The 14,978-nt window shown below is 25.7% G+C and carries 16 protein-coding genes and 1 other RNA gene; 15 read left to right on the top strand and 2 right to left on the bottom strand.

Annotated elements, in window-relative coordinates; genetic code table 4:
• Window positions 1–4: 4 nt before the first annotated feature.
• From AACL04_RS03220 to AACL04_RS03210, 3 genes are read left to right on the top strand one after another with little or no spacing between them, the layout of a single operon-like run.
• Entirely contained in the window at window positions 5–1,009 is a 1,005-nt protein-coding gene (locus tag AACL04_RS03220; protein ID WP_339029501.1) for an NAD(P)H-dependent glycerol-3-phosphate dehydrogenase, read from the top strand.
• Window positions 1,010–1,027: 18 nt separating this feature from the next.
• Window positions 1,028–1,303, top strand: a complete 276-nt coding sequence (locus AACL04_RS03215) for an HU family DNA-binding protein (protein ID WP_339029499.1) — start codon at window positions 1,028–1,030, stop codon at window positions 1,301–1,303.
• Window positions 1,304–1,358: 55 nt separating this feature from the next.
• The gene (locus AACL04_RS03210) at window positions 1,359–1,910 is read left to right on the top strand and encodes a DnaD family protein (RefSeq protein ID WP_339029497.1); all 552 of its coding nucleotides are present in this window, start codon (window positions 1,359–1,361) and stop codon (window positions 1,908–1,910) included.
• On the opposite strand, the gene AACL04_RS03205 is transcribed toward AACL04_RS03210, so the two are convergent.
• Window positions 1,885–2,370 carry a Holliday junction resolvase RecU gene (locus tag AACL04_RS03205; protein WP_339029495.1) on the bottom strand — a complete coding sequence of 162 codons (486 nt, stop codon included), beginning with the start codon at window positions 2,368–2,370 and terminating at the stop codon, window positions 1,885–1,887. The genes AACL04_RS03210 and AACL04_RS03205 overlap by 26 nt on opposite strands.
• Before the next feature lie 85 nt (window positions 2,371–2,455).
• Between AACL04_RS03205 and AACL04_RS03200 the strand changes: the two genes are divergently transcribed.
• The 7 genes from AACL04_RS03200 (at window position 2,456) to ffh (ending at window position 8,584) form a co-directional block, all read left to right on the top strand.
• A complete protein-coding gene (locus tag AACL04_RS03200; protein WP_339029493.1) occupies window positions 2,456–2,785 on the top strand; it encodes a DivIVA domain-containing protein in 330 nt (109 codons plus the stop codon).
• Between the two features lie 27 nt (window positions 2,786–2,812).
• Window positions 2,813–3,166: RNase P RNA component class B (gene rnpB / locus AACL04_RS03195), an RNA gene on the top strand.
• A 34-nt stretch (window positions 3,167–3,200) separates the two neighbouring features.
• The gene (locus tag AACL04_RS03190) at window positions 3,201–3,653 is read left to right on the top strand and encodes a nicotinamide-nucleotide amidohydrolase family protein (RefSeq protein WP_339029491.1); all 453 of its coding nucleotides are present in this window, start codon (window positions 3,201–3,203) and stop codon (window positions 3,651–3,653) included.
• 45 nt (window positions 3,654–3,698) lie between these two features.
• Complete coding sequence (gene recA / locus AACL04_RS03185; protein WP_339029489.1) at window positions 3,699–4,739, top strand: recombinase RecA; 1,041 nt, start codon at window positions 3,699–3,701, stop codon at window positions 4,737–4,739.
• Between the two features lie 158 nt (window positions 4,740–4,897).
• Window positions 4,898–5,338 (top strand): lipoprotein, encoded by a 441-nt coding sequence (locus AACL04_RS03180; protein ID WP_339029488.1) that lies wholly within the window; start codon window positions 4,898–4,900, stop codon window positions 5,336–5,338.
• 157 nt (window positions 5,339–5,495) lie between these two features.
• Window positions 5,496–7,022: a ribonuclease Y gene (gene rny, locus AACL04_RS03175; RefSeq protein ID WP_339029486.1), complete on the top strand. Its 1,527-nt coding sequence runs from the start codon at window positions 5,496–5,498 to the stop codon at window positions 7,020–7,022.
• A 218-nt stretch (window positions 7,023–7,240) separates the two neighbouring features.
• On the top strand, window positions 7,241–8,584 hold the full coding sequence (gene ffh / locus AACL04_RS03170) for a signal recognition particle protein (RefSeq protein ID WP_339029485.1): 1,344 nt from the start codon (window positions 7,241–7,243) through the stop codon (window positions 8,582–8,584).
• Between the two features lie 161 nt (window positions 8,585–8,745).
• Here the strand turns inward: ffh and AACL04_RS03165 are convergent, their stop codons facing one another.
• Window positions 8,746–9,645 carry a hypothetical protein gene (locus AACL04_RS03165; RefSeq protein WP_339029483.1) on the bottom strand — a complete coding sequence of 300 codons (900 nt, stop codon included), beginning with the start codon at window positions 9,643–9,645 and terminating at the stop codon, window positions 8,746–8,748.
• A 90-nt stretch (window positions 9,646–9,735) separates the two neighbouring features.
• Between AACL04_RS03165 and AACL04_RS03160 the strand changes: the two genes are divergently transcribed.
• From AACL04_RS03160 to AACL04_RS03140, 5 genes are all read left to right on the top strand, one after another.
• On the top strand, window positions 9,736–10,200 hold the full coding sequence (locus tag AACL04_RS03160; protein WP_339029481.1) for a 23S rRNA (pseudouridine(1915)-N(3))-methyltransferase RlmH: 465 nt from the start codon (window positions 9,736–9,738) through the stop codon (window positions 10,198–10,200).
• A 68-nt stretch (window positions 10,201–10,268) separates the two neighbouring features.
• The gene (ylqF, locus tag AACL04_RS03155) at window positions 10,269–11,228 is read left to right on the top strand and encodes a ribosome biogenesis GTPase YlqF (RefSeq protein ID WP_339029479.1); all 960 of its coding nucleotides are present in this window, start codon (window positions 10,269–10,271) and stop codon (window positions 11,226–11,228) included.
• Complete coding sequence (locus AACL04_RS03150; protein WP_339029478.1) at window positions 11,222–11,854, top strand: ribonuclease HII; 633 nt, start codon at window positions 11,222–11,224, stop codon at window positions 11,852–11,854. Before ylqF ends, AACL04_RS03150 begins: the two co-directional genes overlap by 7 nt.
• Complete coding sequence (locus AACL04_RS03145) at window positions 11,844–13,523, top strand: phospho-sugar mutase (RefSeq protein WP_339029477.1); 1,680 nt, start codon at window positions 11,844–11,846, stop codon at window positions 13,521–13,523. Before AACL04_RS03150 ends, AACL04_RS03145 begins: the two co-directional genes overlap by 11 nt.
• A gap of 108 nt (window positions 13,524–13,631) precedes the next feature.
• Window positions 13,632–14,963, top strand: coding sequence for a CoA-disulfide reductase (locus AACL04_RS03140; protein ID WP_339029475.1), 1,332 nt, complete (start codon window positions 13,632–13,634; stop codon window positions 14,961–14,963).
• The last annotated feature ends 15 nt before the right edge of the window (window positions 14,964–14,978 follow it).

The following is a 14,978-nucleotide window of genomic DNA, read 5'->3' as shown; positions in this document are numbered from 1 at the left end:
TAATATGCAAAAAGAAAAAATAGCAATAATAGGGACTGGGGCTTATGGAACAGTTTTAGCTAATGTTTTAGCAGACAATGGCCATGATGTAATTATGTATGGAATTGAAGAAACTCAAGTTGAAGATATTAATAATAATCATTTGAACTCTAAATTCTTTCAGGATTTACTAATTAATTCAAACATAAAGGCAACAACAGATTTTGCAGCAGCCATGGAAAAAGCAAATATTGTAATTTTAAGTGTACCAACTTTTGCTTTAGATAACGCAATTGAAAATGTAATAAAATTTGGAAAGCGTGAAATGCATATAATAAATGTAGCCAAAGGTTTAGATGAAGAAAATCTTGATTTATTAAGTAAAAAAATTAAAAAAAGATTTCAAGGTAAAGATGTTATGAAATCTTATGGTGCAATTTATGGACCTTCTGTTGCAATTGAAGTAATTATGAGAAAACCAACTTGTGTTATGAGTTGCAATGAAGATGAAAAAACTGCTATATATATCGCAAATTTATTTTCTAATGAATACTTTATTGTGAAACCCACAACTGATGTAGTTGGGTGCGAAGTTGCAGCAGCATTAAAAAATAGTGTTGCGATTGCTGCAGGATTGCTGCATGGTTTTTCAGCAGCAGATAATTCAAAAGCATCATTAATTACAATAGGAAATGCAGAAATATATACTATAGCAAAACAATTTGGAGCTAAAATAGAAACATTTATGAATTTTGCAACACTTGGTGATTTGATTCTAACTGCTTCATCATTAAAATCAAGAAACTTTTCATTAGGAGTTCAAATTGCTCAAAAAGATGATGCAAAGACTGTTTTAATTTCTCATAAGAATACTGTTGAAGGAGTTTTATCTTGTAAGTTAGCTTATGAGATAAGCCAGAAATATAAAATTAAAGTACCAATGTTTGAAATACTATATAAAATACTATACAATAATCATAAGCCTAGTGCGTTAGTAAATGACTTTTTCCAACATGCTAAGGTAGTATAGAGATAGGGGTGGATAGCCATGACAAAAAAAGAATTATCAGAAAAAATTTCAGTAGAATTTGGTAATACAAAAGCTGATGCTGAAAAAATGATTAACTTCGTATTTGATGAAATTATAAATGCTCTAGTTAATAAAGATGAAGTTGCAATAGCAGGATTTGGTAAATTTGTTACTGCTGAAAGAGCAGCACGTGAAGGTGTTAACCCAGCAACTGGAGCAAAAATCCAAATTGCTGCAACAACAGTAACAAAATTTAAAGTAGCTAAACAATTAAAAGAAGCAGTAGCTAAATAATAAGAACAAAATTTAAAAGACTTGCAAATAGCAAGTTTTAATTTTGTAAAAAAATATGTTTGAACTTTTTAAAACAGGGTTAATAAGCAAAAAAACTCTTTTAATTTTAAATTATTCAAAAATTAAAATTAATGAAAATCAATTAGCTATTTTACTAATAATTATGGAGTTATCAAATGATGACCAAAAAAATTTTACACCTTCACAAATAGCAGAGCATATGATACTTTCAAAAGAAGAAATTGAAAAAGAAATATCTTTATTATTAAAAAATCGAATTATTAAATTGGAACAAAAAGGTAAAAAAACTATCCTTGATCTTACACCTTTATTTAATAGGTTGCTTGTAGAGTTAGAAGAAAAACATTCTAAATTAAGAAATGATAATACATATAACTTTATTGAGAAACTGTTTGACTATAAACTTACAGATAATGAAATAGATAAAATTGAAAATTTTATTGAACTTGGTATTTCAAAACCAAAGATTATGTCAATAATTGATGAATGTAAAATTAATAATATTAAAGATTTATTGAAGAAGCTAGAAGATAAGTCAAAAGAAACTTCTGTAAAAATAACTATGTATAATTGATTAAATGATTAAAAATATCATTAAAATTAAAACTAATACCTGAAAAACTTATTTCCAAGAAATTATCTTTGAAATACTGATAGGGTATTTTTTTAATTTTTATATTCTCTAATTGATTTATATGGATAATATATATTTTTTCATATAAATGAAAATATATTATTAGAAAAGCTAATCCATAATTTTTATTTACTAATCTTAATTTTTCAAATTGTTTTTGAGAAAGATTATTTAAATTAAAATAGTCCTTCTCAGATTCCTTGGCTTCAAACTCTAAATAAGCTCCTTTTCATAAACCAATATAATCACAAAAAAAGTTCTTCTTTAATCTTGCTGTAATAATATTATCTTTAACTGAAATAATATTATTATTAATAGGTATTTTATAAATAAAACCACTATTTTCTTCAATAATACTTATACTATTATTTATAATAGTTTCTAAATACATTCCTTTATTTTTTAATATCAAAATTTCACCCAAATATATTAGTCGATATATCTCTACAAAAAATTATAAAATGAGATACAATTAGACTAAATGGGGGCATAAAAAAATGGCAGATTTTATAAAATTAACTAAACAAGAAATTATTGATAAAGATTTTGAAGTTGAATATAAAGGTTATAAAGTAGAAGAAGTTGATGCTTTTTTAGATATGATAGCAGAAGATTATAAATTTTTCGAAGAAAAAAATATTAAAAAAGAAAAGGAAATAGGAACTTTAAAAGAAAATATTAATAGATTATCAAATGAATTAACAGAAACATTGGCAACTTTAAAATTAAGTGAAAGTCAAATGGAAGCATTAGCAAGAGCAGGATTAAATAGTTCAGATCTTATTAAGAGAATTTCTAATTTAGAAAAAGAGAGATATAATAAGTAATTTAGTATAAAATAAACAATGAGATTAACTTTGAATCAACTGCTATATTTGAAAAATAATATAGAGGAAACTCCACGCTTGCACATTCTGAGATGAATGTAGTGTTTGTGCTAGAGAAAAAAATAACTTTAGGTACCAATTTATTGGTAACGACTTAAGTATAGTCTAAGGGCATTTATGCCTATGATAAGCTTTTTAAAGTGCCACAGAGACGATTAGCTAGAAATAGTGAAATGGAACGGGTAAACTCCACAAGCAAGAAACTCAAATTTTGGTAGAGGAGCTTAAGGGCGAGGAATTCAACAAGCCTTTGGGATCGCATGCATAAGCGATAGATAGATAGTTGATGCACGTAAGTGTTACAAAACGTGGGTTATGATAATTTAATCTCACTATATTTTTTAAGGATTTGTATATGAAAAAATTATTTGAATATTTAAAATTAAATAATTTAACATTATCTACTTGTGAATCATTTACAGGAGGGTATTTTGCAAATCAAATAACAAATATCTCTGGAGCTAGTGAATATTTCAAAGGCTCATTTATTTGTTATTCTGATGATTTTAAAACAAAAATTTTAGGAATAGATATAGAAGTAATTAAAAAATATAGTGTTGTTTCAAAAGAAGTTCTAGCTTTAATGTTAGAAAAAACTTGTGAAAAAATTAATTCAGATATTGTTATTGGCTTTACAGGTTATGCTCCACCAAAATATGAAGATAACAAATCTGGTTTAAGCTTTATTGGTTTTAGATTTAAAGATAAAAATTTTATTTATAAATTTTTTATTAAAGAAAGTATTACAAGAGAAGAGTATAAACTTAGAGCAAGTGAATTTATTATTGAAAAAATTTTAGAAATTTAATTTTAATTCCTTATTGTCGATAATGATAATTGAGGAGGAAAATATATGATAGAAAAAATATTAGAGAAAAATACAAATGAGGTGCTTTTAAATATGAGTGATAATAATATTTATGATGATCCTGCTTTTAAAAGTGTATTAAAAGATATTGAAAAAACTTTTGGAAAAGGATCAATTATGAAATTAGGAGATGCTGCTAATTCAGCAATTGAAGTTATTCCAACAGGTAGTTTTTTACTTGACAGAGCTATTGGCGTAGGAGGATATCCTAAGGGTAGAATTATAGAAATTTATGGACCAGAATCAAGTGGTAAAACTACACTTTCTTTACATGCAATTTGTGAAGCACAAAAAAATAATGGTAGGGCAGCTTTTATTGATGCAGAGCATGCATTAGACCCAAAGTATGCTCAAAATATTGGTATAGATATTAAAAATTTAGTTGTGGCTCAACCTGATTCAGGTGAACAGGCTTTAGATATTTTAGAAATGTTAATTAAATCGAATACTATTGATATAGTTGTAGTTGACTCTGTTGCTGCTTTAGTTCCTAAAGCAGAATTGGATGGTGAAATGTCAGATCAACAAATTGGGTTACAAGCAAGATTGATGTCAAAAGCTTTAAGGAAAATTAATGGTATAGTTTCGAAAACTAATACTACAGTAATTTTTATTAATCAATTGAGAGAAAAAGTTGGTGTCATATTTGGAAGTCCTGAAATAACTCCTGGTGGAAGAGCTTTAAGATTTTATTCATCTATAAGATTAGAAGTAAGAAAAGGAGAAACAATATCTACAAATGGTGAGGCAACTGCAAATAAAGTTAAAATTAAAGTTGTAAAAAATAAAGTTGCACCGCCTTTTAAAACTTGTCAAATTACTATTGCATATAATAAAGGTGTAGAAAAAGATCTTGAAATTATTGAAATGGCTACAATATATAATATTTTAAATAAAGCTGGAGTTTGATATTCATATGGTGAAGAAAAAATTGGTCAAGGAAAAGAATCAGTGAGGGAATGATTTAATAATAATCCAGAAAAATACTTTGAGATTCAAGCTAAACTTAAAGAAAGTATTGAATAAATTTATAACTGTATTTAATGCAGTTTTTTTATTTTAAAATTTTTTATTAAATTTAAATTATTTTTATTTATAAAAATTATAAATAAAAATAATAAATCTAATTTATAATTTTTATATCTAATAAAGATATTAGAAATAGAAATTAGAGGAAAAAATATATGAAAAAAATCTTGACTTTATTGGGTTCATTTGGACTTATTGGTACAGCTAGCACAAGTGTTATTGCTTGTAACAATGTAAACTCTATTGAAAATACAGTAAAAAATTTGCAAAAAGTTTTAAATAAAGTAGCTGTTGAAACAGAAGAGGAGGCAATTAATGCAATTGAAGAAGCTGCAAAAAAAGTTGAAAATGTAATTATGGATGAATCAATTTTACCTACAAAAAACTTTGAAATTTTATTTTTTAGTGCAGTAAAAGAAGAGAGTGAAAGTGCCTCATTTAGTTTTAATGAAAATATAATTTCTAAAGCAGAGCATTCGCACGAACATATTCACTATATTATTACATATAAAAAAGCCCAATCAATTAATGAGAATTCTTCTTTTAATTGATCAGCTCAGAGTTTTACTTTTGAAGTTGAACTACATGTTGGATAATATTTTCAAATAAATAAAAAATATTATTATTTTTGTTTATTTTTTTTATTTATAAAATCTTCTTTGCTATTTATACTATTGTTATTAATTAATGTAAAATAATAACGTTGCATAAGGCAACACCACGCTTTTCTAGGATTGGAGAACAATGCTAGTTATGAACGATGATTTAGTACATGTGTATATTGCGATAATATCTTTTTTAATAGTGCTTTTAATTGTATTAGGTACAGTTATAGTATATTTAATTAAGTCTCGTCAGCGCAAATACATTTTAAAAAAAACATTAGACGAGTCAAAAGAAGTTAAAATGAAAATTCTTGCGGAAGCAAAAGCAGATGCAGCTTTAATAAAACTTAATGCTGAAAATGATGCTGAATATATCCGAGAAGAAATTTTAATTGAAACTAAAAATTTGAAACAAAAAAAAGAAAAATTCTTTGAAGAAATAGAAATTTTGAATAAGAAGGAAGAAGAACTAATTCAGGACAAAATTAATGCAAATAAAATAAAAAATGAATTAGCCATTCAAAAAAAGAAATTTCAGTTAGCTCTTGAAAATATTTCGAATTTAACTGAAGATCAAATAAAAACAGAATTATTTAATATTGTAGAAAATAAATATTTAAATGAACTTTCAAATAAAATTAAAGATTATGAAAATAAATTAAAAGTTAGAGCTGAAAAAAAAGCTTCTGATATTTTAATAGATGCAATGCAAAGTTGTCATATTGAAATCACTTCTGAAAAAAATACAACTTTTTTTGAAATTGAAAATGATTCTTGAAAAGGTAAAATTATTGGTAAAGAAGGAAGAAATATAAAAACATTTCAATCTTATGGGGGTGTTGATTTAATTATTGATGATACTCCAAATAGGGTGACAATATCTTCTTTTAATCCAATAAGAAGAGAAATTGCATATTTGACTTTAAGCGAACTTATAAAAACAGCAAGAATTCATCCGGCTACAATTGAAGAGCAATTAATAATTCAAGAAGAAAAATTGGATAAACATTGTTTGGAGATTGGAAATGAAGTCATGTTAAATTTAAATATTGATGATTTACCTGAAGAAATAGTTAAAATGCTAGGTAAATTAAAATTTAGACATAGTTATGGTCAGAATGCTTTGCAGCATTCAATTGAAGTTGCAAAGATATCTAGAAAAATTGCTTTAGAGATGGGTCTTGATGAAAAAATAGGACTTAAATCCGGTCTTTTACATGATATTGGAAAAGCTGTGGACTTCGAGCAAGAAGGAAGTCATGTAAAATTAGGAGTAGATATTCTAAAAAAATATAATCTAGAGTCTGAAATAATTAATGCAGTTGAATCACATCATAATGATGTTGAAAAAGAAACATACTATGCAGAAATTGTAGCTATAGCAGATACTATGAGTGCTGCAAGGCCAGGAGCTAGAAATAATGATGCAGATCAATATTTTATAAGAATGCAAGAACTTGAAGATATTTGTTTACAACAAGAAGGTGTTCTTAAAGTTTATGTTCTTAAAGCAGGAAGAGAAATAAGAGTTATGGTAAATCCATCTGTTGTAGATGATTATAGTATGAAAAAAATATCTTTAAATTTAAAAGAAAGCATTCAAAAAATAAATAAGACTCCAGGAGACATTTATATAACTATAATCCGTGAAAAACGAGAAGTAATAAGATTATAGGAAATGTTAACTAAGGAAAATAAATTCCTGTCTTAAGATTTATAACGCTAGTTTCAACTAGCGTTTTTAATTTATCTTCATTAAACTTTTAATTATAGATTTAAAAAAACTATAATTTTATTTATTATTAACCTTTACTTTTTAGATAATTATAATTATTTTTTGGCATTTCAAAAATGGGGTTTTTTGTTATAATTAATTGAGATTGGAGTGAAACTATGGGATTTGGAGATTTTTTAGCCAATAGAATGAAAAAGTCTATTGAAAAGAATTTAAAAAAAACTACTTTAAATAGTGATAATGTAAAAGATGTATTAAGGGAAATTAGATTAGCTCTTTTAGAAGCAGACGTTAATATTGATGTAGTTAAAAAGTTTATAGCAAACATTGAAGAAAAAGCTCAAGGTGTTTTCATTGAACAAGGTGTTAGAGCAGATCAACAAATGGTTAAAATAGTTCACGCAGAACTAGTTGAAATTTTAGGGAAAACAAATAAACCATTAGAAATAGATAAAAAGCCATCAATTATTATGATGGTTGGTTTACAAGGTGCTGGTAAAACAACAACAGTTGGTAAACTTTCCCATTTAATTACCAAAAAAAATAAAAAGAAAACACTAATGGTTGGTTTAGATATTTATAGACCAGGAGCTATTGATCAATTAGTTGAATTAGGTCAAAAAAATAATCTAGATGTTTTTGAACAAGGCAAACAAAGTCCTGTTAAAACTGCACAGCAAGCAGTTGATTATGCTCAAAAAAATGGTTATGAAGTAATAATTTTAGATACTGCAGGTCGTTTGCAAATTGATAAACAATTAATGGATGAACTTAATGAAATTAGAAAAGTTGTTTCTCCTCAGGAAATAATTCTTACTGTTGATGGAATGACTGGACAAGATATTATAAACGTGTCACAAGAATTTAATAACTTATTAAAATTAACAGGAGTTATTGTTACAAAACTTGATGGAGATGCTCGAGGGGGAGCAACATTCTCAATAACTGATATTACAAAACTGCCAATTAAATTTATTGGAGAAGGTGAGGGAATTGGAGCTCTTGCTGAATTTTACCCAAAAAGAATGGCTGATAGAATTCTTGGAATGGGTGATGTTGAAACATTATTTGAAAAAGCAGCTGATGTTGTTGACCAAAGAACAATGGAAAAAACAATGAAAAGAATGTTTGCAGGTCAATTTGATTTAGAAGATTTAAGAAATCAAATGGAACAAGTTGCAAAAATGGGAAATCTTGGAGGAATTATGAAAATGGTTCCAGGATTAAATGGTAAAGTTAGTGAAACACAAATTAATCAGGCTCAACAAAAACTTTGAGTTGCAAATATTTTAATGACTTCTATGACATTAAAAGAACGAAGAGAACCAAGACTTCTAAAAGCAATAACTAGAAAGCAAAGAATTTTAAAAGGTTCAGGTAGAACAGAAAAAGAATTTAATGAGCTTTTAAATCAATTTGATAAAGGTAAAAAGCAAGTTATTGAATTAACTAAATCACTTAAATCTGGAAAAATGCCAAATCTTGGTGGAATGAAATTTTAAAATTAAAAAACCAATAGATAATAATCTATTGGTTTTTATTTATTGGTTTTATTGGTAAAATCATTAGATTTTTTTGATAATTAGATTTTTACTATTTTAAAATAATAAAACTCCCTATATATTTTAATAAGTTTCATTTTATTAAAATACCTTAGAGAGTTTTATTTAATTTCAATTTTCTTTATCTCTTTTTCTCTTTGAGAAATAGCTTGTAATTTTTTATTAGCTTCTTCAATTGTTTTTTGAGTACTTTCTAATTCTAATCTTCTTTTTTCAATATCTTTCATTTTCTTTCATACACCAGTTTTCATTGCGTCTGACATTAATAAGACTGAAAGTAAAGTTATATTAAAAATATCATTAATAATTTTAGACACATGTTTTTTTTCTTTTGCAGATAAATTATCTGCTTTATAAGATTCTAAACTTTTAACATCTTTAAAATAATTTTCTGCAAAATATTTTCCAAATTTTTGATAAATTAATGCTTCACCCTCATGAGCGAAAAGAGAAATGCTTTTAAATAATATTAATTTCATTTCAACTTCATCTTCACCAGTAGATCTAAATTGCTCTATAACATAGTTTAATCTATCATCATGAAATTCATCCACCAATTCTTCAACAACAATTCTTGAAGGTTGTCCAACTAATTTTAAAATTGGTTTTTTACTTGCAGTTTCATACTCTATAAATTCATAATTCATTGCCTTAATATATTTTTTAATACGTAAAGGTAATATATACATATCATATGCAATATACTCAGAATATCTTCATTTTCTTGCAATGATTTGTGTAATTATATTATAAACCATTTCTAAAATAGTTAAGTTTAATGCTCTTTCACTAACTTTAAATTCTAATTTATTTAATCTCAATAATTGATAGTATTCATATCCATAATATTCAAGTGAAATCATATTAAAATATGTTTGAATAGTTGAATTATTCATAATAGCAGAATAAGAAAATTGAATATCAGGCACAAGTGCATCAACTATATTTTCAAATTGTGGTCTGTAGTCTAAAATTGAATAAAATTTATTTTTTTCAGCCATAAAATATCCTCCAAAATATAATTATATTTTATCATATTTCTTTTTGAATAAATATGTAAGTGTATAATTATAGGAGTTTTAGGAGTAAATATGAAAATAAAAATAATTTGTTTTAATAAAGTTAATAAGGAATATAGAGAAGTATATGAAGCATACATTGATAAGTTGAAAAAGCATTGTATTTTAGAGATGATTGAAATTAATGAATTTGATCATGGTGATATAAAATCTAATATGGTAAAAAATGAGCAAAATATTAGTTTAAAATTACAAGAAAGTAAAGATTACGAAATATTTTTATTAGATATTAACTCTAAGCAATATAGTTCTGAATTAATTGCTGAAACTATAGAAGAAAATCAAAATTATAAAAATGGGAAAATATGTTTTATAATTGGTCCAAGTGATGGATTTAGTCAAGAGTTTAGAGAAATTCATAATAATAAAATTAGTTTTGGCTTAATCACTTTACCTTATAATTTGGTAAGAATAATTTTATTGGAACAAATTTATAGAGGGTTTAAAATAAATAAGAACCAAAAGTATCATAAATAATTAAAAAATAAATTAGATTTTTTAATAATTAAACTATAAAATGATACTATCACTGAGGAGGTAATCCTATGAATGATGAAAAATCAAGTTTTAATTGATTCCCAGGTCATATGAATAAAAGTATTAAAGAAATTGAACAAAAGATTTCTATAGTAGATCTTGTTATGGAAATTGTTGATGCAAGAGCACCTTTTTCAACACAAAATCCATTATTAAGAAAAGTTCTAAACACTAGACCAAGGTTAATAATTTTAACTAAATTTGACTTATCAGATAAAGAGATAACTAATCAATGGACTGAATATTTTAAATCCATTGGAAATATAACATACATTGTAAAAGATAAACAAGCTGATATTTATAGTGATGTTTTAAAGCTTATAAATGAAATGACAAAAGAATCACAATTAAAACAAAAAAAACGGGGAATAGAAAATCCACAACTTAATGTTTTAGTTGTTGGTATTCCAAATGTTGGAAAATCAACTGTTATTTCAAAGCTTTCAAGAGGTAAGACTTTAAAAATAGGTAATAAGCCAGGAGTAACAAGGGGTATGCAAAGAATTGTAATGACAAATAATATTACATTGATTGATACTCCTGGTATTTTACCTGCAAAGTTTGAAAATGAAACTGTAGCTTGTAATTGCGCTGCTACTAATTCAATTAGATTAGATGTCATTCCAAAAGAGAGAATGGCAACTAAATTAATGAGATATATTTATAATTCATATCCATCATTAATTGAAAATACTTATAAAATTAATAAGCATGTATTAAGACCAATAGATTATGATGATACATTTACTATCTTTGAAGAAATTGCTAAAAGAAATAAATTTACAATTCTTGATGAAATAGCTGATGTTGAAAGAGCTATTGAGTTATTTATTCATGACATTATTAAAAATAATTTGGGAAAAATCTCATTTGAAAAACCAATTGAAATTAAGGAAATATCAAAGCAATCAATTAAAGAAAATGATTTAGATTCAACAGTAGTAAGTGATTTAACAGTGGAATGATAGAAAACTCAAGATACTTATTTGATCAAAAAATAAGAGAAGAAAATAAGGTTAATTTAATTTCTGGAAGTGATGAGGTTGGTAGGGGAGCAATGGCAGGTCCAATTGTTGTAGCAACTGTAATTTTAAAACCTGAGTATAACAACTTTAAAATTAAAGATTCTAAATTATTAAATGAAAAGCAAAGAGAAGAATTGTTTGATGAAATTAAAAAAAATTGTATTGACTATAGCATTTGTGAATATGATTCAAAATTTGTAGATGAATTTAATCCAAAGAAAACAAGTCAAATAGGAATGGTAGATTCTATTAAAAAATTAAAAATTAAGCCAGAAGTTTGCTTAATTGATGGAGAAAATATAGAATTAGATTTGTGTAAAACCATAAAAATTATTAAGGGAGATAACTTGAGCATTACTATAGGAGCTGCAAGCATTTTAGCAAAAGTTTATAGAGATAGGATAATGAATAATTATCATTTAAAATATCCACAATATAACTTTATAAAAAATAAGGGATATTGTACAATTGATCACCAAAATAGAGTTAAAGAGTTTGGTGTTTTGGATATTCATAGATTTTCTTATAAACCAATAAAATTTCTAAAGGAGAAAAAACATGAATTTTAATAAAAATAATGAAGTCTATCAGGAGTGATTGAAATCTAATCACTTAGATGAAAATTTAAAAGAGGAATTATTAAAAGCTAGTGATGATGAATTAAATGCTGCATTTAATATACAATTAGAATTTGGAACTGCTGGTATAAGAGGTATTCTTGGTGCCGGACCAGGTAGATTTAATTTATACACAATTAAAAAAGTGACAATGAGTTATGCAAAATTATTGTTATCAAAATATGGAGATGTTTTAAATAGAGGTGTTGTTATTGGTCATGATAATAGAAAATTCTCAAAAGAATTTTCTCAATTAGCTGCTGAGATTTTAACAAGTTTTGGAATTAAAGCATATTTATTTAAAGATAATATTATGAAACCAACTCCAGTAGTTTCTTTTGCAACCAAGCAATTAAATGCCATTGGAGGAATTGTAATTACTGCAAGTCATAATCCTGCAGTTTATAATGGATATAAAATTTATGATGAATTTGGATGTCAATTAATTGATGAAGATACAAAAATAATTGCTGAATATATGGAAGAAATAAGTGATATTTTAAATTGAAATTATAAGTTTGATAAAACTCTTTTAGAAGTTGTTCCTCAAAATGTATTAAAAAAATATAAAGAAATGATTGAAAATTTACAATTTTATAAGAATGAATCAAGAGATAAATTTAAAATGATTTATTCAGCTGTTAATGGAACAGGAACTGAATTTACTCCACCATTATTGAGAAGTTTTGGTTATGAAGTAATAGAAGTAAAAGAACATGCATTTGAAGATGCAACGTTTAAAAATGTTGGTAATCCAAATCCAGAATTTGAACCTGCTTGAAAAATTCCTTTAGAATATGGAGAAAAACATAAAGATGCTTCAATTATAATTATTCAAGATCCAGATGCAGATAGAATTGGTTGTGCTGTTAATCATAAGGGAAAATGAATTAGAATTGATGGTAATCAAACTGGTCCATTATTAATTGAATGAAAATTAAGTCAAATGAAAAAACATAAGTTAACTCCTAAAAATCCAGCTATGTACTCAAGTTTTGTTACAAGTGATTTAGGTGATAGAATAGCAAATGAAACTTATAATGTTAAAGTTATAAAAACTCTAACAGGTTTTAAATGAATGGGTTCAGAAATTTTAAAAGAGCCTGAAAGAGATCTAAATTTTGTATTTGCATACGAAGAAAGTTATGGATATGTTCTTGATTCATCAACAAGAGATAAAGATGGAATTCAAGCAACAACAATGTTAGTTGAAGCAGCATGATATTATAAACAAAAAGGTAAAACTTTAATAGATGTATTAAATGATCTATATGCTAAATATGGATATTATTATACATACACTGAAAACTTAAATTTTAAGCCGGAAGAAATTAAATCAAAAGTAGAGCCTATTATGAAAAAACTTAGAGAAGAAGAATTTTCATCAATGGGTGGCTTAAAGTTAAATTATGTTGAAGATTATATTGACGGTTTATTCAATATGCCTGGACAAAATTTAATGAAGTTTTACTTTGAAGATGGAAGTTGATTTGCAGTAAGGCCTTCGGGAACTGAACCAAAAATAAAAATATATTTTATTTGTGTAAGTAATAATGAAGAGGCTGCAATGTCTAAATGTGAATTATTATTTAAAGATTTGAAAAAATTCTTAGAAATATAAAAAAATAATGCTTGTCATTATTTTTTTATATTTAAAATGAAAAAAGCGAATTTAGTACTTATAATAATATTGGCATTAATATATTGCAAGCTAAAGGTAAGGAGAAAAATGAAGACATTAATTATTGGCGGTAGTGCAACTGGAATGGGTGTTGCTGCTAGACTTAAGAGAAATGATCCTAGTATAGAAATAACTGTTATACAAGAAAAGGATTACGTTTCTCTTGGAGCATGTGGACTTCCATATTTTGTTGCAAATAATTTTGAAGATAAAAATATTTTAATAGCAAGAACAAAAGAAGAGTTTGAAAAAACAGGTATTAAAATTATATCTAATACAAAAGTAGATTCAGTTGACTTCAAAAATAAAAAAGTATTTTTTAATGGTCAATTTGAAGATTACGATAATTTAGTTTTAGCAGTAGGGGCAAAGCCTATTAAGCCAAATGTTAGTGGTGTTGATGGAGAAAATGTTTTTTCTCTTACAACATTAGAAGATGGAGTTTTATTAAAGGAAAAAATAATTAATAATGACAAAATCAAAAAAATTGTTGTTGTTGGAGCTGGTTTTATTGGATTAGAAATGACAGAAAGTCTTACTGAATTGAATAAACAAGTATATTTATTGGAAATGGAGTCAAAAGTTATGAAAAAGGCTTTTGATGAAGAAATTTCTAATTTAATAGAAGAAAAATTAATTGATAAAAAAATTAATACTTTACTTGGAGAACAATTAGTAGAAATAAAATTGAAAAATAAAAAGGTTAGTTCAATTTTATTAAAAAGTGGTAAAGAAATTAAAGCAGATGCAGTTTTACTTTCTGTTGGTTTTCAACCAAATACTTTATTCTTAAAAAATAGTGAGTTAAAAATGAATGACAGAGGAACAATTATTGTTAATCAAAAGGGTGAAACAAATGTTAAAGGTGTTTATGCAGCTGGCGATTGTGCAACCTCTAAGGATTATATTAATAATCAAGATATTTATTCACCATTAGCTACAGTTGCAAGTAAATTTGCAAAAGTGATAGCAGATAATATTTCTGGAAAAAAAGCAAAATTTGTTGGTTCTATTCAAAGTTCAATGTTAAGAATTTTTGATTTAGAGATAGCAAGAACTGGAATAACAGAACAAATGGCATTAAAAAATAATATGAATATAAAATCTGTTTTTATTAAAGATAAGGATCACACGAACTATACTCCAAATCAAAAAGACTTATATCTTAAATTGATAATTAATGAAAATACAAAAGAAATAGTGGGAGCTCAAATGGCTGGAAGTAATAGTTCTGTTTTAAGAATTTATGCTTTGGCAGTTTTAATTTGGCAAAAGGCAAAAGTAAACTCTGATTTAGAACAAATTGATTTACCTTATGCTCCACCATTTTCAAGAACTGTCGATATTATTCATATCGCTTTATCTAAGTTAAACAAATAAAAAAAGGAGAGATTA

Source organism: Spiroplasma endosymbiont of Cantharis nigra (genome assembly GCF_964019925.1).
In the GTDB taxonomy this organism is placed as follows: Bacteria; Bacillota_I; Bacilli_A; order Mycoplasmatales; family Mycoplasmataceae; genus Spiroplasma_A.
This window is presented reverse-complemented; position numbering and strand designations above follow the sequence as displayed.